This is a genomic window from uncultured Mailhella sp. (assembly GCF_944324615.1).
In the GTDB taxonomy this organism is placed as follows: Bacteria; Desulfobacterota; Desulfovibrionia; order Desulfovibrionales; family Desulfovibrionaceae; genus Mailhella.
On record NZ_CALUWY010000020.1, the window covers coordinates 18,070 to 41,093 of the forward strand.

Consider the following 23,024-nt stretch of genomic DNA (forward strand, 5'->3'; position numbering starts at 1 on the left):
AGAACGGGGTTCTCGGCCTGGGGTGGTAGGGGGAAGGGCCGGAAGATGTCCGGCCCGCGATTTCCCTGTTCCGGCGGAAGGGCCGGAGGATTAGCGTTCAAAATAGGTGTAGCCGCGCAGGCCGTCTTCAAAGGCCTGCATGAGCTGGTAGCGCTGGGCCGGGGTGATGCGGTTTTCGCGCACGGCCCTTTCGGCGGATTTGCGTATGCCCACCAGCACGCGGTGCGGATCGTATTCCACATAGGCGAGAATGTCGGAAACGGAGTCGCCGTCGATTTCACGCACGAAGTCGTAGCTGCCGTCTTCCTGAATGCGCACGGAAACCACGTTGGTGTCGCCCAGGAGGTTGTGCAGGTCGCCCAGCGTTTCCTGATAGGCGCCCACGAGGAAGGTGCCCAGGTAGTATTCCTCGCCTTCCTTCAGCGGATGCAGTTCCAGCGTGGTCTTGAGGCCCTGCGGATCGATGAAGTGGGAGATGCGGCCGTCGCTGTCGCAGGTGAGGTCGGAAAGAATGCCCTGCCGTTCGGGGAATTCCTCCAGCCTGTGTATGGGCATGACCGGGAAGAGCTGGTCGATGGCCCAGCTGTCCGGAAGCGACTGGAACACGCTGAAGTTGCAGTAATAGATGTCGGCCAGCATGGAGTCGATTTCATGCAGCTCCTTGGGGATGTACTTCACGCGGTTCTTTTCTTCGGAAAGCACCCGCATGATGGCCCAGAAGAAGCGTTCGGCAAGGGTCCTCTGGCGGAGGGTGACGCGGCCGGTGATGAAGAGCTGGCGCATTTCATCATAATAATAGATGGCGTCGTTGTAGGCTTCCTGAAGGTTGCGCGGATTGATGTTCTGCAGCGTTTCCTTCAGGTTGCGCACGGGCTCGGGGGCGTCTTCCGGCAGTTCCTCGGGCAGGCTCCCCACCTCGATGAGGCTCACGTCGAGCACGTTGAAAAGCAGGATGGAGTAATAGGCCACCGTGGCGCGCCCCGATTCCGTGACGATGTGCGGATGCGGGATGTCCTGCGCGTCGAGAATGGTCATGACGGCTTCCACCACGTCGGTGCAGTATTCCATCATGGTATAGTTGCGGGAACTGACGTAGTTGGTGTGCGAACCGTCGTAGTCCACGGCAAGGCCGCCGCCGAGGTCGAGGTAGCCCATGGCCGCCCCTTCCTGCACGAGGCTTGCATAAATGCGCGTCGCTTCCATGACGGCCGCGCGGATGTCGCGGATGTTCGGCACCTGGGAACCCAGGTGATAGTGCATGAGCTTCAGGGTATCGAGCATGTCGTGTTCCTTGAGAATGTCCACGACATCCACGATCTGCGCGGAAGTGAGACCGAAGGCGGAACGTTCGCCGCCCGATTCCGACCAGTGGCCGCTGGCCTTGGTGGTGAGCTTGACGCGCACGCCTATCTGCGGGCGTATGCCCATGCGCCTGGCTTCATCGAGAATGACGTCGAGTTCGCCGGGCATTTCCAGCACGAAAATGACGTTGAAGCCCATGCTGAGGGCGTGCAGGCCGAGATCAATGAATTCCTCGTCCTTGTAGCCGTTGCAGATGAGGCAGGCCTCGCGGCTTTTAAGCTGGCTGATGGCCGCGATGAGTTCCGCCTTGGAACCCACTTCGAGGCCGTGATGGTAGGCGGCGCCGTACTGGGCGATTTTTTCCACCACCTGCTGCTGCTGATTCACCTTGATGGGAAACACGCCGCGGTAGTCGCCTTTGTAGCCGAGTTCGCTGATGGCGGCGCGGAAGGTCTGATGCAGAAGGGAAATCTGAGAATCAAGAATATTCTCGATGCGGAGCAGTACGGGCAGATCATAGCCGCGTGCTTTGAGCTCGCGGATGATTTCCAGTACGCTGACTTCCGGGCCTCCTTCGCGCCCGAAGGGGCGGATGACCACTTCACCTTTCGGGGAAATGTCGAAATACCCGGAACTCCAGTTGCGGATACCGTACAGATCGACGGAATCCTCCACGGTCCACTTCTGCATAGATTTCTTTTTGGCCAACGATCCTGACTCCTTATGGAAAAGAAAATAGAGGGAGCGGCAATGACTCCGGGTTGCCCTTTTTCCCGTGCAGGGGCATGATGAGAGACGGGTAATTCATCCTTAGAGAGTGCACCCCCCCTTGTCAAGGACAATCCTCGGAAGACGGCGGTCTGTAACGATATTGTCATATTTCCGGTCTTTTTTCCGTCTGCCGGGGGCCTGAGGCGGCATGGGTCCGGCAAAGGCGCCGGAGCATGCCTTCCGATGCATCAGAAGGGCGTGTCCGGAGCTTCTCTTTCCCTGAGCAACAGGCTTTTCAGGAGGTCTTCACCTTGTTTCGCCCCGGCCGCTGGATCATGCATATGGATATGGATGCCTTTTTCGCTTCCATAGAGCAGCTGGACAATCCGCAGCTGCGGGGCCGTCCCGTGGTGGTGGGCGGGGAACACAGGGGCGTGGTGAGTACCTGCTCCTACGAGGCGCGCCGCTTCGGCATCCGTTCCGCCATGCCTGTGGCCGAGGCCAGAAGGCGCTGTCCGCACGCCGTCTACATACGGCCGAGAATGCAGCGCTATGCGGAAATGTCCGCCCTGGTGCGCGAGACCATCGCCCGTTTTTCCCCCAGGGTGGAAATGGCCTCGGTGGATGAGGCCTATCTCGATGCCACGGGTCTTGAGCGCCTGTTCGGCCCGGTGGAAGCCATGGGGTATAGTCTCAAGGAGGCGGTGAAGACGGCCACGGGCGGTCTGACCTGTTCCGTGGGCATAGCGCCGGTGAAGTTTCTGGCCAAGATCGCTTCCGAACAGCGCAAGCCCGACGGGCTTTTTCTGCTTGCGCCCGAGGCCGTGCCCGCCTTTCTGGCCGCGCTCCCCGTCACCGCCGTTCCCGGAGTGGGGCGGCATTTCGCCGCAGAGCTTGCCTCCATGGGCGTGAAGAACTGTGCCGACGTATCCCGTTACGGGGCGGATTTCTGGCAGAGACGCTACGGCAAGGCGGGGGCTGTGCTGTGGGCCCGCGCCCATGGCGAGGACCCGCGGGAGGTGGTGCCGTGGTCGCCCCCCAAGTCGGAAAGCGCGGAAGTGACGCTGGATGAGGATACGCTGGACAGGGAACTTCTGCGCACCTGGCTTCTGCGCCATGCCGAAAGGGTGGGGGCATCCCTCAGGCGGCAGGGGCTTGCCGGGCGCACGGTGACTTTGAAGATCAAGTACGCCGACTTTCGTCAGATCACGCGACAGGTCACGCTGGATCGGCGCGTGTGCAGCACGGAAAGCATTTATGAAACGGCCTGCGCCATTCTCGACAGACTGGAGCTTGCCGGCAGGGTGCGCCTCGTGGGCGTGGGCGTTTCCGGCTTTGAGGCGGGCGCACCCGCGCAGCTTTCCCTCATGCCGGAGAAAGCCGCCGCCGGAGAGGAGGAGAAGAAGCGCGACAAGCTGAATATGGCCGTGGATGCGCTGCGTTCCCGCTACGGCACAAAGGCAGTGGTGCGCGGCAGGCTCTTTGAAGGCGGAAGCGGCGATCATGAGGCGGAGGCCATACAGGCCGAGCGGGCGGAAGCGCACAGAATACGGGAAAGACGCTGAGGCCGTGCCGGAAATCTGATGCCGCCCGCCTCCGGGCCTTCGGGGCGCGGAGAAATCCGGCGGTGCTTCAGGAAAAAAAAGAGGCCCGCCATGGCAGGGATTCCATGGCGGGCTGCGGCGGGGCAGGGCGTTTCTTTTTTTCCGGAAGGAGTCGGGGGAGCCGGGACGTTTCCGTCTTGTGAGTCGGAAGGAAGAGCGGAACCGGTGCCCGGCGGGCGGGAAAGCACGCCCCGCAGGCAGGGGACAGGGGCCGGGGCCGCCGAAAAGGCGGCCCCGGAAGCATTACTTGACTTCAGGGTTTTCGCGGTAGGCGATGGGCTGAGGCCAGGGGTTTTCCTTGGCGCGGGCATAGCCGGACTTGAAGGGTTCCATTTCCCAGAGGCGGACGATGGAAGGATCAATCGGCACGCCGTGGGAGAGGTCCTTGCCCTGGAAGGCGGGGTAATCCTTGGCGTAGCGGTAGACGCGGTGGATCATGTTCTTCATGTGGCCTTCCTTGATGATGTGGGACGTGGTGCTGTAGAGCACGTCGGTATCGTCAAGGTAGTTGACGGTGCGGCCGTCCTGCAGCCAGGGGCAGACGAATTCCCACACCACGCGGGGCTGCGGGCCGGGCGTGACTTCAAAGACCTGGCCGGAACCCGTGGAGCAGATGAGGGTGTTGCCGTTGGGCAGACGCTGCACGGAGCTCTGGTAGGGAGAGGTGAAGTTCTGCGGGTTGTGGGACTCGTAGGACCACACGATCTTTCCGGTTTCAATATCCACTTCCAGGGCGCGGGAACGGTTGCCCTTGGGACGGAACCAGCCGTTGTCGTGGATGAGGATGTGCTTGCCTTCGTTGATGAAGGTGCCGCAGTGGGGGCCGAAGAGCTGCTGATCGCCGTCGTCCAGCCAGCCGGGCTTGCGGCCGCGCAGATGGGTGGAGGGGTTGCCCCAGCGGTAGATGAGCTTGCCGGTCTTGCGGTCCACGATGACGAATTCGCCGAAGTTGCGGCAGGTCATGCACACGCGGTCATGGATGGGGTCGTAGTCCACGGCGTTGAAGTGCACCCAGTCCACGGTGGAGAAGTAGTGGGCCGCCGGGGGCAGGATGTAGTTCAGGTTGAATTCGTCGGGGGCGTCGCCCACATGGTCCCACAGGTGCCATTCCCAGACAACGTTGTTGTCCTTGTCGATTTCCATCAGATAGTCGAGGAACAGACCCTTGTGCTGCTTGCCTTCGAACCATTCGCCGTCTTCAGGAAGGGTTCCGGGGATGCGGCCTCTGGCGTAGGCTTCCTCGTTGCTCTTCTTTTCCAGGCAGATGACGATGGTGTTGCCGTTGGGCATGGGGCAGAAGGCGTGGGAAAGCACCTGCTGGGTTTCATGGTCGTTCTTGATGTAGCGCTGGAGCAGGTTCCCGTCCCAGTCGTAACGTTCAAAGCCGCCCGTGGTGCCGGCAAAGAGCACGGCCTGATTCGGAACGCGGATGCCGCGCACGAGGTCGCCGTTGGGCATGAGGTGCGCGAACAGGCCGGGGAAGTAGTCGGTCTTCCAGGTGTGGACGATCTCGCCTTCCATATTGATGAGGTGCGTCTCGTTCCTGAAATAGGGGCTGAACAAGTTATAACCTTCGCAAACAAGTTCCTTGTCGTAGCGATGAACACCGGTGGGAATGCCGTGTATGGCCATGATGCGCTCCTTGAAAGATTTTTTGGCTCCTCCCGCGAGGGCAGCCGGGGTGACATGCCTCCCTATGAAGCAAAATGTGTGCCATAATTAAAAAATAAATAAAAATACATAATTATGAAAAATTTTCAGAAAAACGACGTAAGCTTTTATGGAAGGATATAACAAAAAATAGTGTGTTTGTCACCAGTTTTTGTTACATTTCTTGAGTGTGACGGAAACTTGATAAAAATGGAATTTATTCTCCGGAAGAATTTTTGAGAGTTTTTGCCGCCTGCTAAAAACAGGGGTAAAAACTCTTTTTTTTATAAGAAGAAATACCAAAAAATGGTAGCAGTTTTGGTTGGAGGACTTTTCCAACCTATTGATTTTTCAGTTTTTCACAAATTGGCATGAAAAATGCTTAGGGCCGTGTATTGATTTTCGGCAACGGGAAATACTGTCTTTTTCGCGTGGTTACGCGCGAAAGAAGCGAAGGAGATAGGTTATGAACGGACAAGGATTGCAGGGAAAGAAGGCACTTGTGACCGGAGCCGGCAGGGGCCTGGGCAGGGCCATAGCCGTGACGCTGGCTTCCCGCGGGGCTGATGTGGCCTGCTGGGACATCAACGGCGAAGGGCTGACGGAAACGGCCCGCCTCATTCAGGAACAGGGCCGCAAGGCCGTCGTCCGCGTCATGGACATCACGCGGACGTCGGAAATTCCCTCCGCTGTGAACGAGAGCGCCGCCGAACTCGGCGGACTGGATATTCTGGTGAACAATGCGGGCGTCAACCGCCCCGTTCCCGCTCTGGAAGTGACGGAAGAGTGCTGGGACACCATTTTAAGCGTCAACCTGAAGGCTCCCTTCTTCATGGCGCAGGCTGCGGTGAAGCACATGGTGCACGGCGGACGCATCATCAACATCACCTCCAGCCTTTCCACCAACGTGCTGGACAAGCGCGTTCCCTATCAGACGAGCAAGGGCGGCATCAACGTGCTTACCCGCGCTCTGGCCCTGGAATGGGCTTCCCTCGGCATCACGGTCAACGCCGTGGGCCCGGCCATCGTGGCCACGGAAATGACCAAAGCCATGGGATCGAGTTCCTCCGTGCATCCCAAGATGCTGCTCGGCCGCCTGGTGCAGCCTGAGGAAATCGGGGCCGCCGTGGCCTTCCTCGCGTCCGATGAGGCGGCCATGATCACGGGCCAGGCGCTCTTTGTGGACGAAGGCTGGAGCATTCACTGATCCGGCCAGACCCTGCGCCGAAGGCCTCGGAAGGAGTGTCGGCGGTGCGGGGACCGGACGGAACCTTCCCCGCCCAGCGGGATTCTGACGAGAAATTTCAGATCGGAGAAACATTCATGTCTGAGAAAGAAGAAATCATCACCGCCATACCCTTTTCCCCGCAGAGAGCCCTGAAACTCCTTGTGGCCATTGTGGCCTACTTCGGCATTGCCTACGGCTTCGGTCCTGTGGAAGGGCTTTCCCATCAGGGTCAGTGCTCCATCGCGCTCATGGTGGCGGCCGTCATCATCTGGGTGACCGACGCGCTGCCCCTTGCCGTCGCCGCCATTCTCATGACCATGCTTCAGCCCCTTTCCGGGGCGGCGCCGTTCAACAAGGCCCTTGCCAACTTCGCAAACCCCATCGTGTTCTTCTGCTTCGGCATGTTCTGCGTCACGTTCGCCTTCACCCGTTCCGGCTTCTCCGAACGTGTGGCGCTCTGGATTTCCCGCCTCGCCGGCGGTAATCCCGCCCGTCTGCTTCTGTGCTTCATCGCGGGCGGCACCATTCTTTCCGCCTTCATGGCCGACGTGCCCGTGGTGGTCATGCTGGCCCCCATTGCCCTGAAGATCGTTGAACAGAACCGCTGCCAGGCCAACGGCAGCAACTTTGCCCGCGCCATCATGATCGGTCTGCCCATCGGCGTGCTCATGGGCGGCATAGCCACCCCCACCGGCGCTTCCATGAACATCCTGACCATGCAGTTCCTGCGCGACATGGCGGGCGTGGACATGTCCTTCCTCCAGTGGGCCGCCATCGGCATGCCGGTCGTCATCGTGCTCATCCCCGTGGTCTGGTTCATCCTTCTCAAGCTGTTCCCGCTGGAACTCGACTATCTCGAAGGCACGGAATGCTTCGAGGACGCCTGGAAGGAACTCGGCCCCATGAGCCGCGATGAAAAGAAGTTCGCCATCTTCATGCTGGTGAACATCGTTCTGTGGTGCACCGACAGCATCCATCACATTCCTCTGCCCATTCTTGCCGTGCTCGGCGGTGCGGTGCTCTTCGTGCCCGGCGTCGACCTCATCGACTGGAAGTATGCCGGTCCCCGCATGGGCTGGAGCATCCTCATGCTCATCGGCGGCGCCTGCTCGCTCAGCATGTCCCTGTGGGAAAGCGGCGCGGCTGCGTGGATGGGCAACACCCTCCTGGGCGGCCTGCTGGAACTGCCTACCTGGCTGCTCATGCTCATCATCGGCTTCTTCGCCATGTGGATTCACCTTCTGGTCACCAACTCCACGGCCATCATCGCCGTGTTCATGCCCATGATCATCGCTCTTGCGCAGAGCAAGGGCCTCAACCCCGTGGTGCTGGCTCTGCCTCTGGGCTTCCTGGCCTCCGCCTCGCTGGTGCTCGTCATCGACGCCGTGCAGCTCGTCACCTACCAGTACGGCTACTACTCCATGAGAGACTGGCTGAAGGCCGGTGTGACCATCTCCTTCATCTGGATTCCCCTGTGTGTGGCAAGCGTGCTTCTCATCGGCGGCGGCGTGCTCGGCCTGTACTGATGAAAGAAGCGGTCTGACCGCCTGAACCAACAAGGCCCGCGCTGCATTGTGCAGCGCGGGTCTTTCCTTTTAATAGGCGTCAGTCTGTGGCCTACATGCCGTCGGACTGCTTTTTCTTCTGGCGGCGCACCCGGAGCGTGTTGGGGTGCACGTTGAGCAGGGCGGCGGCTCCGTCGTCGCCGCCGATGCGCCCGCCGCTGTGGCGCAGGGCGTCGTCGATGTAGCTTTCCGTAAGATCCTTCAGGGAAGGCCACGGGGTGGAGCGGAGGAGGTTCCGCAGGGCGACGGGGCCGTCCCACTGTTCTTCTCCCGCGGCCTCAGGCTGGGGAGCGGGGCGGGCGGCGCCTGCCGCCAGGGGGCAGACGAAGCGTTCCCCGCAGCTTTGCACGGGCGAAGGCGCGGCGAGTGTTTTGTCGAGCCGGTGTATGTGGGCGAGTTCGCTGTCCAGAACATCGTCGAGCTTGAACTGGCCGCCCTTGAGCCGCACCAGAATTCTTTCCATGAGGTGCTCAAGTTCGCGCACGTTGCCGGGCCAGTTGTGCTGACAGAGCTTTTCCAGCTGTTCCGGCGTGAGGCTGGGGAAGTTCACGCCGATGATCTTGGATTTTTCGATGAGAAAGAGTCTGGCGAGGGCGGGAATGTCGCTGCGGTGGGCTCGCAGGGGAGGTACATGGAGCACGCAGACATTGAGCCGGTACCACAGGTCTTCCCGGAACTTGCCCTGACGGACCATATCCATGAGATTGCGGTGTGTGGCGGCAATGACGCGGATATCCAGGGGCACGGCATGGGCGCCGCCCACCTTGCGGATTTCCCGCTGATCCAGCACACGCAGCAGGCGGGCCTGCAGAGACAGGGGCAGGTCGCCTATTTCGTCCAGAAAGATGGTGCCGCCGTTGGCCGCCTCGAAATAGCCGGTATGGGCGCCGTAGGCCCCGGTGAAGGCGCCCCGTTCGTGTCCGAACAGTTCGCTGTCCACCAGCTGTTCGTTGATGGCCCCGCAGTTCACCTTGACGAAGGGGCGGCTTGAGCGCAGCGAAAGTTCCTGCACCGCGCTGGCCACCAGTTCCTTGCCGGTGCCCGTTTCCCCGAGGATGAGCACGGTGCAGTCGGTGGAGGCGGCCTGGGCCATCTGCGTGTAAAGATCGTGCATGCCCTTCATGGCGCGCAGGCGGTTGGAGGCGCTTCCCCCGGGGTTGCTTATCCGTTCCGCAGGGCGCAGATCGCCGTTGTTCATGAAGTCTTCCCGCAGGCTCTCCCCGAGGGGGGTGGTGAGCAGAAGCAGCTTGTCCACAAGTTTCTGCGAAAAGGTGTTGGCGATGTTGGAACAGAAGATCAGCTGAAAGGTCGCCTCGCCCACGGTGAAGAGCGGAATGCGCAGATAGGAGGCAAGATCCTCCTCACGCAGGCTCGTCTGAATGTTCTTGAGCATGGAGGCGTTGTTGATGGTGTAGGGGCGCAGGGAATCCGAGCCCATGAGCAGATTGATCTGATCCTGCGAGAAGTTCGTGGTGGCCAGCGTGCGCACGCGGTTGTGCGTGTCCGACAGCGTGTCGGCAAGGGGCGTGAAAATGGAGGTCTTGTAGCGGCGGAAGCCGCAGAAAATGCGTGTGAGGGGGAAGTGCTCGCTCAGAATGCCGAAAAGATAGGTGAGCGCGGAGCCTATGCCTATCTGACGGTTTAAAAGCACGCAGGATTTCGCGCAGAGCGCGAGTTCATCGTCGTTGAGATCAAGGCCGCAGCCGGCATGTTCTCCGGCTTTCATGCGCGGGCCTTCGGTTGGTAAGGACATGGAGTCTCCAGAAAAACGGCAGAAGCTATTCCGCGATGACGAAGAGTCCGCGATAGGTGAGGCTCAGGGAACGGGCCGCCTTTTCCGCAGTGGAGCGGGAATGGTAGGGGCCGAGCTGCACGAAGTTGAGGTCGTTGCCGTCGTGCCTTGCAATGCGGCAGCCGTAGCCCTGCGTGCGCATGAAGTCCGCGAGGTTCAGGGCGCGGGGGCGTTCCCGGAAGGAACCTATCTGCACATAGAAAAGCCCCAGCATGTCGCCTTCGGGGGTGAGCAGGGCAGGTTCTTTTCCATTTTCCAGAGCAACGATGCGCACTCGTGCCGTACCCTTGCCGAGCATGCCGAGATCCCTTGCGGCGGCGCGGGAAAGATCGATGACGCGGCTGCCCACGAAGGGGCCTCTGTCGTTGACGCGCACTTCCGTCACCCTGCCGTTTTCCAGATTGGTCACACGAAGCCGGGTACCGAAGGGCAGGAGCTTGTGGGCCGCCGTCATGTCGTTCTGGTTGTAGCGTTCCCCATTGGAGGTCCTTTTGCCGTGGAAGCCGGGGCCGTACCAGGAGGCCACGCCTGTTTCCACGAAGTTGTGGGCGGATTTGAGCGGATAATAGGTCTTGCCGCGCACCGTGTAGGGACTGGTACCCCGGTAGCGCCCGTTCTGATAGCCGGTGTTCTTGGAGGAGCACCCGCATGCAAGCGCCACGACAAGAAGACAGAGAAGAGCGGGAAGGATTCGGGAGATGGGGGGCATGGCTTTTTTAAGGATAAGATGTGAATGGGCCGCCCCCGGCGCGGCATGCTCCGGGAATGCGGGTAACTATGGTCATCATGAAACAGGTGCGCTTTTTTGTCCAGTGCATGGAGCGCAGTCTCTGCTGCCGCGCCGGAAAGGGGCGTTTTTCCCCGGGAAAGTACCGGGGAAAACGGGCCTTTCCGGAAGGAAAGCGGCCCCGGAAGAAAAATATGGCGGAAAACTCCCCCGGGAACATTTGCCAAACCGGGAGGCATGACTTATCTTCTGCCTTGTTTCAACGTCCTTTTCTGGAGATTCCCATGATCAAGTTCCTGATCGGCAAAATATTCGGCACCCGAAATGAACGCTATCTTCGTTCTCTGCGCCCCAAACTCAAGAAGTGCAACGCACTTGAACCTCAGATGAAGGCCCTCACCGACGAGGAGATTCCCGCCAGACTCGCGGAATACCGCGAGGCGGTGCAGAGCGGCGCCCGTACGCTGGATGATGTCCTGCCCGAAGTGTTCGCCCTGGTGCGCGAAGCCTCCAGCCGCGTCATGGGCATGCGTCATTACGACGTGCAGCTGGTGGGCGGCATGGTGCTGCACGCGGGCAAGATCGCGGAAATGAAGACCGGTGAAGGCAAGACGCTGGTGGCCACGCTTCCCGTGGTGCTCAACGCCCTTTCCGGCAAGGGCGTGCATGTGGTCACGGTGAACGATTACCTCGCCCGCCGCGACGCGGAATGGATGGGCCGCCTGTACAAATTCCTCGGTCTTTCCGTGGGCGTCATCGTGCAGGGCCTTTCCGACGAGGAGCGCAAGGCCGCCTATGCCTGCGACATCACCTACGGCACCAACAATGAGTTCGGTTTCGACTATCTGCGCGACAACATGAAGTTCTATGCCGAACAGCTGGTGCAGCGCGGCCACAGCTACGCCATCGTGGACGAAGTGGACTCCATCCTCATCGACGAAGCCCGCACCCCGCTCATCATCTCCGGCGCAAGCGACGAATCCACGGAGCTTTATCAGGCCATGGACGCCGTGGTCCGTCACCTTTCCGCGGAAGAAGACTATACCGTGGACGAGAAGGCCAAGACGGCCATGCTCACCGACGCCGGTGTGGCCAAGTGCGAAAAGATGCTCGGCATTGACAACCTGTTCGACCCGGCGAGCATTTCCTATCAGCATCACATTCTGCAGTCCCTCAAGGCTCATCACTGCTTCAAGCGTGATGTGGATTACATTGTGAGCGACGAAGGCAAGGTGGTCATCGTCGATGAATTCACGGGCCGCCTCATGCCCGGCCGCCGTTTCAGCGACGGTCTGCATCAGGCCCTCGAAGCCAAGGAACAGGTGAAGGTCGAGGCCGAGAACCAGACGCTGGCCAGCATCACCTTCCAGAACTACTTCCGCATGTACGACAAGCTGGCCGGCATGACCGGTACGGCCCAGACGGAAGCCGTGGAATTCGACCAGATCTATCACTTGGAAACCATCACCATTCCCACCAACAAGCCCATGATCAGGAAGGATATGCCCGATCTTATTTTCCGCACCCAGCGGGAAAAGTATCAGGCCATCATCGAGTCCATCAAGGAGCTGTACAAGACGGGTCAGCCCGTGCTGGTGGGCACCATTTCCATCGAGACTTCGGAACTTCTGTCCTCCATGCTTAAAAAGGAAGGCGTGCCGCACAGCGTGCTGAACGCCAAGCATCACGCCGAGGAAGCCGCCATCGTGGCGCAGGCCGGGCAGAAGGGCCATGTGACCATCGCCACCAACATGGCCGGCCGCGGCACCGACATCGTGCTCGGCGAAGGCGTGAAGGAACTCGGCGGCCTGCATATTCTGGGCACGGAACGCCATGAAAGCCGGCGCATCGACAACCAGCTCCGCGGCCGTTCCGGCCGTCAGGGCGACCCCGGTTCTTCCCGCTTCTACCTTTCCCTGGAAGACAACCTCATGCGCATCTTCGGTTCGGAACGCATTTCCGGCCTCATGGAAAAGCTGGGCATGAAGGAAGGCGAACCCATTGAAAACCGCATGGTTTCCAAGGCCATTGAAAACGCCCAGAAGCGCGTGGAAGGCCATAACTTTGAAATCCGCAAGACGCTGCTCGATTACGACAACGTCATGAACCAGCAGCGCGAGGTGATCTACACCCTGCGCCGCGACCTCATGCAGCTTCCCGACGTGGAAGGCGTGCTGTTCGACTTTGTGGATGAACTGCTCGACAACATCTACCAGCCTGTGGAGTCCATCAAGGAAGCTCCCGACGCCGAAATGTGCGCCGAGGTCAACGGCCGCCTGCTGGAAGTGTTCAACCTTGCCCGCGCGCTGCCCGAGATGACCATGAGCGCCATTCCCGGCAAGGCGCAGGCCCGGGAAGCCGTGGTCCGCATCTTCCAGGAACTGCGCGAGGAAGCCGGCCCCGTGTACGGCGACATTCTGCGTTACTTCCTGCTCGAAGCCCTGGACCGCTGCTGGAAGGATCACCTGCGCGCCATGGATTACCTGCGCGAAGGCATAGGCCTGCGCGGCTACGCCCAGCGCGATCCCAAGCGTGAATACCAGAGCGAAGGCCTTTCCATGTTCAAGGAAATGCTCTTCCGCATCCATGAGGGCGCCCTCACCTCGCTGACCCATGTCCGCATGCGCCGCGTGGAGCCTGAGGAAATGGAAGGCCAGGGCGGCGAAGCTGCGGAAGGCGCGGAAAGTGCGGAAGGCGCCGCGGCGGAACCTGCTTCCACGGAAGAGGCGCAGGAACCTGCGCAGGAGGAAGCAAAAGAGCAGCCCGCCCCCGAAGCCCCGGCAAAGGAGCCGGAAGCCGCGGCGGAACCTGCCCTGAATCTGCGCCACAAGACGGATCCCGCCGCCATGGGCGGACCTGCCCCGGCGCAGGAGGAAGAGCGCCACACCTACAACGGCGTGAAGGTGGGCCGCAACGATCCCTGCCCCTGCGGCAGCGGCAAGAAGTTCAAGAAATGCTGCGGCAGAAACCTGTAATACACTGACATGTCCCCACGGAGCTTTTGGGTTCCGTGGGGATTTCTGTCTCTTCCGGGGAACGCCGCCACGGAGGCGCCGCTGCGTCATGGAGGAGACAGACGGCTTTTCTGCCGGGGAGGAGACGTATGATACGCAGAGCGGTGCAACGCGATGTCGATGCCGTGGAACGGCACTATGCCGAGCTTCTCGCCTTTGAGCAGGAACACGGCAGTACGACCAACTGGAAGGCGGGCGTGTACCCCACAAGGCGCGTGGCGGAAAAAGGGGTGGCGGACGGATCGCTGTATGTGCTGGAAGAGAACGGGGAGATCTGCGCAAGCATGCTTCTCAATCAGGAGCAGCTTGAGGTGTACGCCGCCATTTCGTGGGAGTATGCGGCCCTTCCGGACAAGGTGATGGTGATTCATACCCTCTGCGTTCCGCCTTCACAGTCGGGCAGAGGCGCAGGAACGCGCATGGTGCGCTTTGCCCTGGAAGAGGCGGCCCGGCGGGGCTGTGAGGTGATGCGCCTGGATACCTGGGAACACAACGAACCTGCCGCGAGGCTTTACCGTTCACTGGGCTTTCGTCTGGCGGGCAGGGCGGAGACCCTTTTTGCAGGGCATATTGCCGAGTACCTGATCTTTCTGGAAAAAAGAGTGGAACCGGTGAGTTCCGCCCTGTAGATGCGCCCCGTGCGGCAAAGGGTGCAGGGTGCGCTTATGCGGGAAGATTGCCCCCTTGCCCTTTTTTCTGTTTTACGGTGAGAGGTTGTGACCGTATGTTGCCCCTTGCTCCCGGCCTGCATGGAAAGAGGCGGGCACGAGGCTTTCAGGCAACTCCTGAGAGAAATTTGCACGGCAGCTTCCGGGGGATGTGTTCCGGCAAGGCTCATACAAAAGGGCGCCGCATGGTTGCGGCGCCCTTTTTTTGTCGGAGAAAGGCGGGGACGTTTTCCCCGCGGCAGATCAGCGCTTCTTGGACTGCTTCACGGCAGCGGCGATGAAGTCGTGGAACAGCGGGTGGGCGTGCATGGGACGGGACTTGAATTCCGGATGGAACTGGCAGCCCACGAACCAGGGATGATCGGGCAGTTCGATGATTTCCACCAGCGTGCCGTCGGGAGACGTGCCGCTGAACACCATGCCGTGCTGGCTGAGGGTTTCGCGGAAGGCGTTGTTGAACTCGTAGCGGTGGCGGTGACGTTCGGAAATGTTTTCCTGCTTGTAGGCTTCCGCGGCCTTGGTGCCGGGCAGAAGCGTGCAGGGATAGGCACCGAGGCGCAGGGTGCCGCCCTTGTTGCTGGCTTCGTCGCGCACTTCCACGGAGTTCTTGCGGAAGTCGTACCATTCCGTCATGAGGTAAATGACCTTTTCGTCGGTGAGCGGGTCGAATTCCTCGGAATTGGCCTTGGTGAGACCGGCCACGTTGCGGGCGAATTCGATCACGGCGCACTGCATGCCGAGGCAGATGCCGAAGAAGGGCACCTTGTTTTCGCGGGCGTAGCGGATGGCTTCGATCTTGCCTTCCACGCCGCGATAGCCGAAGCCGCCGGGCACGAGGATGCCGTCGCAGCCCTTGAATGTTTCGGCCGCGTTGTCCGCGGTGACCTCTTCGGAATTGACGTACTTCAGGTTCACGGAAACATGGTTGGCCACACCGGCATGAACAAGGGCTTCATGCAGGCTCTTGTAGGCTTCCTTGAGGTCGACGTACTTGCCCACGATGGCGATGGTCACCTTGCTCTTGGCGGCTTCGTCGAAGTCGTGCATGAGCTTGTGCCAGCCGGAAAGGTCGGCATTGCGGGCGGGAAGGCGCAGCATGATGGCGACCTTCTGGTCGAAGCCTTCCTCATAGAACTTGAGCGGCACGCCGTACACGTTCTTCACGTCCACGGAGGTGAACACCGCGTCTTCGTCCACGTTGCAGAACAGGGCGATTTTCTTCTTGAGGTCCGCAGGAATGGTCTGTTCGCAGCGGCAGAGGATGATGTCGGGCTGAATGCCGATGGAAAGCAGTTCCTTCACGCTGTGCTGGGTGGGCTTGGTCTTGTATTCCCCGGCGGCGTGCAGGTAGGGCACGAGGGTGAGGTGAATGTTCAGGCAGTTGTTGCGGCCGATGTCGGAACGCAGCTGACGGATGGCTTCCAGGAAGGGCAGGCCTTCGATGTCGCCCACGGTGCCGCCGATTTCGATGATGGCCACGTCGGGGGCGTTGTCGCCTTCGGTAAGGCTCAGAATGGTGCGCTTGATTTCATCGGTGATGTGCGGAATCACCTGCACGGTGCCGCCGAGGTAGTCGCCGCGGCGTTCCTTGTTGATGACGTTGTAGTAAATGCGCCCGGAGGTGGTGTTGTTGTTCTGGGAGAGGGAAACGTCGAGGTAGCGCTCATAGTGCCCGAGGTCGAGGTCGGTTTCCGCGCCGTCGTCGGTGACGTACACTTCACCATGCTGGAAGGGGTTCATGGTGCCGGGGTCGACATTGATGTAGGGGTCGAGCTTCTGGATGGTCACGGAAAGCCCGCGGGCCTTCAGCAGCGCGCCCAGCGAAGCTGCGGCCAGGCCTTTTCCGAGAGAGGAAAGCACGCCGCCGGTAACAAAAATGAACTTGGTTTTCATGAAAGAGCCCTTCTATGGAAAATGTCTGGGAGATTAAAATAAAGGAACCTTCTGCCATATTTTCGGCAGAAAGGCATCCCATTGACGCATTGCGCTCTTGTTCCTTATACTTGATCCCCCTTGGGAAAGAAAGTAATAATTCGCGCTTCCGAAAAATTTTTCCCGGGCGGAAAAAAGGAACACGGCGGGACCTCTGCGGGTCCCGCTTTTTTTATGCTCCGCGCACGGGACGGGCCTCGTCATTCTGTGGCGGGCCGCTGCGGCATCCGGCGCGTTCCGCGCCGCGCAGAGGCCGCCCGGAAAGCCCCGTTTCAAGGGCCCGGCATGGCTTCAGGCCTTTTTGTCCTTTCTGCCGCTTTCCATCTTTCTGCGCACCGCCGCCCAGGTCTTTCCCGTGAGGAAGGAGCGGGGCACGGCCCCGGCCATGGCCGTGAACACGTCGAAGGTCATGGTCAGGGAAAGTTCGTCCATGCCCATGAAGGGGCGGCAGGAGGGATCGGCTCCGCCGATGACGGCTTTTTTCTGTCCCTTTCTCTGGTAATGCAGCGGCCAGGCGAAAATGTTGGCGCAGCCGGAACCGAAGGGCATGGCCACGGCGTTGTGATCGTCCAGAGCAAAGCAGGCCAGCGTGAAAAGGCCGCCGAGTACCTCGCCCCGGCAGGAGAAGGAGACGAGCAGCGGCTCCTCTTCACAGAGCGACAGGGGCATCGCCTTGCAGAAGGGGGCGGGCGCAGGCTGTATGTCGATGTCCTTCAGAAAGCGGCGCATGGAATCGGGGGAGGGCAGATAATGTTCCCCTTCGCCACCCTGCCAGCCCGTGGTAACGAAATGCACGATGCGCTCCGGCGCAGGGAGCGTGTAGCCGAGGTACACCCAGCCGCCCATGCAGCCCGTGACGGAGGCGGAAACATGGACGCAGGTTCTTTTCGTCCGTGCAAGGCGCAGATAGTTGATGAGGCAGGCATGCCCCGTCCCCGAAGCGGGGGTGAGGGAGCGTTCCGGCGCGTGTTCCGCATAGGCTATGCCCAGCGGCTCTTCGCAGCCGAGAAGGTCGAACATGTCCTGAAAGGCCTTATTGAGCATGGGACCTCCTGAACGTGCGGGTGAAGAAGACTCCCGCGCCGTACGGAGCGTTGCCTGAACACTCCGGCCTTCGGCAGACCTTTTCTGTATCGGCGGGCATGAGCGCGGGGTGCCGCGTACGTTCTTTCAGCGTAGCGGTGCGGGCTGTGCCTGTCAACAGAGCGGGGATGCGCCGCCTTTCCCGGCGGCAGAGGCGGGAAGCGCCGTGCGGATAAAAAAAAGACTCCCGGAAGGGAGTCTCTGGCGGGTTATTCCTCCATCTGGAAGTCCACCCGGATCTTGAAGAGCTTTTCGGCAGGCAGGTTCATGACCGGCACTCCGGTGCGTTCCTCGATGCCCGCAATGGTGGCGCACACATCGTCCCAGGAAGGGCCGATGAGGGTGAACCACACGTTGAAGTGATGGTTGCGCAGGTAATTGTGCGTCACGCCGGGCAGGGCGTTCACATCGGCGATGAAGGCGTCGAGCCTGTCTTCCGGCACATGCGCGCCGCAGAGCGTGGAGCGGAAGCCCAGTTTCGCGGACTGGAAGTTGGCCCCCAGGCGGCGGATGATCTTTCGTTCCTTCATGGACTTCACGCGGGCAAGCGCTTCCTCTTCGGAAATGCCGAGTTGTCTGCCCAGCTCCTCATAGGGGCGGGGCACCAGCGGGAAGGCCGTCTGGATGATGTCCAGCAGTTTTTTGTCGATGATGTCCATGGATTCGGTTTGCGTCATCGCTTGGCTCCTTGATGCCTTGGGAAAATGCCGCCCGCTTCTGTCCTGAGGGAAGAGGCGGGCGGGGATGGCGTGCAGGGAAGGCCCCGGGTTATTTCGCGGCCCTGGGCTGATACAGGCACAGCGGTTCCTGCGCCATGGGGTCGTCGGTCATGCTGTAGGCGCGGGCGCGGCAGCCGCCGCATACCTTGTGGTATTCGCATACCCCGCATTTGCCCTTGTAGGCGCTCTGGTCGCGGAATTTGAGGAACCACGGCGTGTTTTTCCAGAGTTCGGGGAAGGGGGTGTCGCGCACGTTGCCGCAGTCGAGGGTGAGATAGCCGCAGGGCTGGAGCTGGCCGGTATGGCTGATGAAGCAGAAGCCCGTGCCGCCGAGACAGCCGCGCGTCATGGCGTCCATGCCGAAGTTTTCCATGGTCACGCTCACGCCTTCCTCATGGGCGCGCTGACGCATGATACGGTAGTAGTGCGGCGCGCAGGTGGCCTTGAGGTGCATGGAGGTGGTTTTGCGGAAATCGTAGAACCAGTGCAGCACTTCCTCATATTCCTCGGCGGTGATGACTTCTTCCTGAATTTCCGCCGCGCGGCCCATGGGCACGAGCAGGAAGATGTGCCAGGCCACGGCCCCTATGCGTTCGCACAGGTGGAAGATGTCCTTGAAGGAATGGAGATTGCTCTTGGTCACCGTGGTGTTGATCTGAAACTCCACGCCTTCGGCCTTGAGGTATTCGATGCCGCGCATGGATGCGTCGAACGCGCCGGGCACGCCCCGGAAGGCGTCGTGGCTTGCGGCGTCCGCTCCGTCGATGGAGATGGAGCAGCGCTGGAAGCCTGCTTCCTTTATTCTGCGGGCGTTTTCTCTGGTGATGAGCGTGCCGTTCGGCGACATGACGCAGCGGAGCCCCTTGTCGCGGGCATAGGCGGCAAGCTCATACACGTCGGGCCGCATCATGGGGTCGCCCCCGGTGAAGATGATGATGGGTTCGCCCACTTCCGGGAAGGTGTCGATGAGCGCCTTGGCCTCGGCGGTGGAAAGTTCCCCCTCATAGGGTTCGGGATGAGCCTCTGCCCGGCAGTGCTTGCAGGCCAGGTTGCAGGAGCGCGTCACTTCCCATGCGATGAGGCGGCACTTGGGAGAGCCGTCGGGCAGCAGGCGCGAAGGGCCGTGTCCTTTGCCTCCCATGGGGTGCCCGCCGGGATGGCAGGCGCCCAGGGAACCCATGGCGGCGTCGTGACCGGCCATCAGCGGATCCAGCCTTCGCGGAGGGCTTCCGCAGCGAAGTAGGTGATGATCATCTTGGAACCGGCGCGCTTGAGCCCGATGAGCGATTCCATGATGACGGCCTTGCGGTCGATCCAGCCGTTCTGGGCGGCGGCGCAGATGAGGGAGTATTCACCGCTCACCTGATAGGACACGAGCGGCACGTCGAAGCTGTCGTGCATGAGACGGATCACGTCCTGATAGGGGCCGGCGGGCTTGACGATGAACATGTCCGCGCCTTCCTCAATGTCGGCCTGCATTTCGCGCACGGCTTCCTGCACGTTGCCCGGATCCATCTGATAGGTGCGGCGGTCGCCGAAATGAGGGGCGGATTCGGCCGCGTCGCGGAAGGGGCCGTAGTAGGCGGAGGCGTACTTCACCGCATAGGACATGACGGGGATTTCCTCAAAGCCTGCCTTATCCAGCGCGGTGCGGATGGCGAGAACGCGGCCGTCCATCATGTCGGAAGGAGCGATGACGTCGGCGCCGGCTTCGGCCTGGGAAACGGCGGTTCTGGCCAGCAGATCAAGGGTGGGATCGTTGAGCACATGACCCGTCTTGTCGCCGTCGGCAATGATGCCGCAGTGCCCGTGGGAGGTGTATTCGCAAAGGCACAGGTCGGTAACCACCACAAGGTCGGGCCAGTTCTTCTTGATCATGCGCGTGGCGCGCTGGACGATGCCGTCCTTGGCATAGGCGCCGGAGCCCACGGGGTCCTTTTCGGCGGGAATGCCGAAAAGCAGTACGGAGCGAAGTCCCGTTTCCACGGCCTTTCCGATTTCCTTTTCCAGTTCCGCAAGGGAAAGCTGGTACTGGCCGGGCATGGAGGCGATGGGCTGACGGAAGTTTTCGTCGGGCGTGTCCACCACGAAATAGGGCATGATGAGGTCATTGGCGGAAAGGGCGGTCTCGCGCACCATGTCGCGGAGTGCGGGAGTGCGGCGCAGACGGCGGCCGCGATGGAAGGAAAGATTGGTCATACAGGTATCCTTTGCGCCGTACGGCGCGTTGGCGGTCAATGAAAACGTGAAAGAAGATAACACCGGCCCCCGGCTTTGAAAAGGGCCGCAGTCACCCGCGGCCGGACAGCCTCTTCCGGGCCGCATGGTTCAGAGCTGGAAGAGATAGACCATGAAGGGCATGGTGATCACGCAAAGCAGGGTGGAGACCACGTTGATGAGGCTCGCGTATTCGCCGTTGTGGCCGTAGAGATGCGACATCTGCGTCACGGTGGAGGCGCAGGGCGCGGCGGCCGCAAGAAAGCTGATGAGCAGTATGGTGCTGCCGTCCTTCACCCATGCGGCAAGGCCGCTGATGCGGAAGAGAAGAAGCGTGGCCAGGGGGAAGACCACAAGGCGCAGCACCACGATGAGCGGGAGTTTCTTATAGGCCAGAATGCGGCGGAAGCTCACGGATCCGATGAGCATGCCCGTGACGATCATGCACAGAGGCCCGATCATGGCGCCTGTGGCGTGCACGGCGAGTCTGGGAATTTCGGGAAAATGCAGCCCCGTGACGAAGAGCAGCGCGCCCGCCGCCATGGCGAGGATGTTCACGTTGAGCAGAATGTTCTTCAGGTGAACCTGTCCGTTCTTTTTCAGAAGCGTATAGCAGTGCGTCCAGAACAGAGCCGTCTGCCCGATGAGAAAACCGCTGGTGTACAGCACCCACTGGGGGCCGAGCACATGGATGACGATGGGAATGATGAGGTTGCCGCCGTTGGAATAGATGGCCGAGGCCTGCTCCACGGGGTCGAGCCTGAGGGGGCGGCGTATGAGCATGTTCAGAAAGATGGCGAGGCCCTGGGCAAGGGCGGCCGCCGCAAGGGAAAGGAAGAGCCCGTGCAGCTTGTCCTGGGAAAACTCCACCTGAAAGGCGTCGAGCATCATGCAGGGCCCCACGATGTACAGAGCCACGGCCGCAAGGGGCGCGCTCTGTTCGGCCCTGAGCAGGCCGAGCCGCACCACGGCATAGCCCATGAGCACCATGAGCAGCATGGCCGCGATCTGTTCGCCGAGAAGAAGGGAAATGGTCATGGAAGAAATTTCCTGGGAGTTTTCCGAAGCAGCATGAAGGAAGGCGGCCCTGGAAAAGCCGTTTTTGCGGAAAAGGAGCCTGCCCCCTGTCTCAGATGCGGCATGCGCAGGATGCGGCGCGGCGCAGCCATCGTGCGGGGGCGTCACGGGCGGCATGCAGTAAAAACGGGGAGGCTCCCGGGAGCCTCCCCGTTCTGAAGTCGGGGTTACTTGATGCCGATTTCCTCATCGGTGAGGTAGCAGGCCGGATCTTCCGCCCATTCGTCGCCGTAGTAGGCTTCGGCGCGGGAGCGGAAGTTGCCGCCGCAGATGTTGAGGAAGCGGCACTTGGCGCAGCGGCCCTTCACATGGGGCTTCTTGTCCTTGAGCTTGTGCAGCAGTTCGATGTTCGGGTCGTCCCATATTTCGGAGAAGGGGCGTTCGAGCACGTTGCCGAACACATGGTGACGCCAGAACTGGTCGGCGGAGACATCGCCGTTCCAGGAAATGCAGCCTATGCCCCTGCCGGAGCTGTTGCCCTCGTTGAACTGAAGAAGCTGGAACACTTCCTCGGCGCGTTTCGGGTCTTCCTTGAGAAGACGCATCCACACATAGGGGCCGTCGGCGTGGTTGTCCACGGTGAGCACTTCCTTGGGCGTGCCCGCATCGAAGCATTCGCGGGTCTTGTCCATGATGAGGTCCACGACGGCGCGGGTTTCCTGATGGTTCAGGTCCTCATTGATGAGTTCCGTGCCGCGGCCCGAGTACACCAGGTGATAGAAGCAGACGCGGGGAATGTCGCGTTCGCGCAGAATGTCGAAGATCTTGGGAATTTCCACGGCGTTGCGCTTGTTGATGGTGAAGCGCAGCCCCACCTTGATGCCTTCTTCGCGGCAGTAGTCCAGTCCTTCCAGGGCACGGCGGAAGGCTCCCTTCACGCCGCGGAAGTGGTCGTGCACCTCTTCCCCGCCGTCGAGGGAAACGCCCACATACGAAAGCCCCACGGCCTTGAGTTCCCTGGCCATGGCCCGGTCGATGAGCGTGCCGTTGGTGGAGATGACGGCGCGCATGCCCTTGGACGTGGCGTAGCTTGCCAGCTCGGGCATGTCCTTGCGGATGGTGGGTTCGCCGCCGGAAAAGAGCATGACCGGCGCGCCGTAGGCGGCGAGATCGTCGATCATGACCTTGGCCTGCTGCGTGGAGATGGGGTCCACCCCCTTGTCCGTTTCCGCCTGAGCGTAGCAGTGCACGCATTTAAGGTTGCAGCGGCGCGTCATGTTCCAGACCACCACGGGCTTCTTGTCGGCGGAGAACTGGAGAAGGTGGGAAGGCAGCTTGCCGGAATGGCGGCCGTAACGCAGAGCGTCGGACGGTTCCACCTGCCCGCAGTAAAGCTTGGAAATGCCAATCATGTACGATCCTCACTGGTGCGCGTTGTCATGGAGAGCGGGCGGGGGAAACGCCGCTTCCCCGCCGCGCCGTAACAGGTTCCGGGCCTTTCCCCGTGCGGGGAAGGCGGAAGAATATGGCCTTGTTGCGTTGTGCCGCCCCTTGCGGATACGGCATGGCCCCGCGGGCGTGCAGGGCCGGCATGCGCCGGAACAGCGCTTTGTCCGGGCGCGGGGTTCCCGGGAGCCTCTGAAGCTCCTTTTCCGCTTCCGGGCCGCAGTGTCTGCCCGTTGCTCTGTGCGGAGATTCAACAGAAAAACCGCGCCTGTGCGGAAAGCTCGAAGCGGAAAACAGGCGTCCGCGCCTCGGCCGCAGGCAGCCGGGGGCCGAATGGGAGGCATCATAG

At 61.0% G+C, this 23,024-nt stretch carries 16 protein-coding genes; 5 read left to right on the forward strand and 11 right to left on the reverse strand.

Translation table 11 applies throughout. The features are described from left to right. Positions 1 to 90: 90 nt before the first annotated feature. A complete protein-coding gene (gene speA / locus Q0K07_RS06385) occupies positions 91 to 2,010 on the reverse strand; it encodes a biosynthetic arginine decarboxylase (protein WP_294557831.1) in 1,920 nt (639 codons plus the stop codon). A gap of 338 nt (positions 2,011 to 2,348) precedes the next feature. Between speA and dinB the strand changes: the two genes are divergently transcribed. Then, entirely contained in the window at positions 2,349 to 3,578 is a 1,230-nt protein-coding gene (gene dinB, locus Q0K07_RS06390; protein WP_294557858.1) for a DNA polymerase IV, read from the forward strand. A 282-nt stretch (positions 3,579 to 3,860) separates the two neighbouring features. Here the strand turns inward: dinB and Q0K07_RS06395 are convergent, their stop codons facing one another. Then, positions 3,861 to 5,249, reverse strand: a complete 1,389-nt coding sequence (locus Q0K07_RS06395; RefSeq protein ID WP_294557833.1) for an aryl-sulfate sulfotransferase — start codon at positions 5,247 to 5,249, stop codon at positions 3,861 to 3,863. 484 nt (positions 5,250 to 5,733) lie between these two features. Between Q0K07_RS06395 and Q0K07_RS06400 the strand changes: the two genes are divergently transcribed. Then, entirely contained in the window at positions 5,734 to 6,474 is a 741-nt protein-coding gene (locus Q0K07_RS06400) for an SDR family oxidoreductase (RefSeq protein ID WP_294557834.1), read from the forward strand. A 116-nt stretch (positions 6,475 to 6,590) separates the two neighbouring features. After that, positions 6,591 to 8,021 carry a DASS family sodium-coupled anion symporter gene (locus Q0K07_RS06405; RefSeq protein ID WP_294557836.1) on the forward strand — a complete coding sequence of 477 codons (1,431 nt, stop codon included), beginning with the start codon at positions 6,591 to 6,593 and terminating at the stop codon, positions 8,019 to 8,021. A 91-nt stretch (positions 8,022 to 8,112) separates the two neighbouring features. On the opposite strand, the gene Q0K07_RS06410 is transcribed toward Q0K07_RS06405, so the two are convergent. Beyond that, the gene (locus Q0K07_RS06410; protein WP_294557837.1) at positions 8,113 to 9,813 is read right to left on the reverse strand and encodes a sigma-54-dependent Fis family transcriptional regulator; all 1,701 of its coding nucleotides are present in this window, start codon (positions 9,811 to 9,813) and stop codon (positions 8,113 to 8,115) included. 25 nt (positions 9,814 to 9,838) lie between these two features. After that, on the reverse strand, positions 9,839 to 10,561 hold the full coding sequence (locus Q0K07_RS06415; RefSeq protein WP_294557838.1) for a septal ring lytic transglycosylase RlpA family protein: 723 nt from the start codon (positions 10,559 to 10,561) through the stop codon (positions 9,839 to 9,841). 302 nt (positions 10,562 to 10,863) lie between these two features. Here Q0K07_RS06415 and secA point away from each other — a divergent pair, with 302 nt between their 5' ends. After that, on the forward strand, positions 10,864 to 13,554 hold the full coding sequence (gene secA, locus Q0K07_RS06420; protein WP_294557839.1) for a preprotein translocase subunit SecA: 2,691 nt from the start codon (positions 10,864 to 10,866) through the stop codon (positions 13,552 to 13,554). A gap of 128 nt (positions 13,555 to 13,682) precedes the next feature. After that, positions 13,683 to 14,222, forward strand: coding sequence for a GNAT family N-acetyltransferase (locus Q0K07_RS06425; protein ID WP_294557840.1), 540 nt, complete (start codon positions 13,683 to 13,685; stop codon positions 14,220 to 14,222). 282 nt (positions 14,223 to 14,504) lie between these two features. On the opposite strand, the gene Q0K07_RS06430 is transcribed toward Q0K07_RS06425, so the two are convergent. The 7 genes from Q0K07_RS06430 to ahbC all read right to left on the reverse strand — a co-directional run bounded on the left by Q0K07_RS06430 (position 14,505) and on the right by ahbC (position 22,641). Beyond that, positions 14,505 to 16,154: a CTP synthase gene (locus tag Q0K07_RS06430; protein WP_294557841.1), complete on the reverse strand. Its 1,650-nt coding sequence runs from the start codon at positions 16,152 to 16,154 to the stop codon at positions 14,505 to 14,507. Positions 16,155 to 16,484: 330 nt separating this feature from the next. Further along, the gene (locus tag Q0K07_RS06435; protein ID WP_294557844.1) at positions 16,485 to 17,237 is read right to left on the reverse strand and encodes a DUF169 domain-containing protein; all 753 of its coding nucleotides are present in this window, start codon (positions 17,235 to 17,237) and stop codon (positions 16,485 to 16,487) included. 248 nt (positions 17,238 to 17,485) lie between these two features. After that, positions 17,486 to 17,953 (reverse strand): AsnC family transcriptional regulator, encoded by a 468-nt coding sequence (locus tag Q0K07_RS06440; protein ID WP_294557845.1) that lies wholly within the window; start codon positions 17,951 to 17,953, stop codon positions 17,486 to 17,488. 91 nt (positions 17,954 to 18,044) lie between these two features. Beyond that, the gene (gene ahbD, locus Q0K07_RS06445) at positions 18,045 to 19,136 is read right to left on the reverse strand and encodes a heme b synthase (RefSeq protein ID WP_294557860.1); all 1,092 of its coding nucleotides are present in this window, start codon (positions 19,134 to 19,136) and stop codon (positions 18,045 to 18,047) included. A gap of 59 nt (positions 19,137 to 19,195) precedes the next feature. Beyond that, positions 19,196 to 20,194, reverse strand: coding sequence for a porphobilinogen synthase (gene hemB / locus Q0K07_RS06450; protein WP_294557846.1), 999 nt, complete (start codon positions 20,192 to 20,194; stop codon positions 19,196 to 19,198). Between the two features lie 129 nt (positions 20,195 to 20,323). Further along, entirely contained in the window at positions 20,324 to 21,250 is a 927-nt protein-coding gene (locus tag Q0K07_RS06455; RefSeq protein WP_294557847.1) for an AEC family transporter, read from the reverse strand. Between the two features lie 206 nt (positions 21,251 to 21,456). Then, a complete protein-coding gene (gene ahbC / locus Q0K07_RS06460; RefSeq protein WP_294557848.1) occupies positions 21,457 to 22,641 on the reverse strand; it encodes a 12,18-didecarboxysiroheme deacetylase in 1,185 nt (394 codons plus the stop codon). Positions 22,642 to 23,024 lie beyond the last annotated feature (383 nt).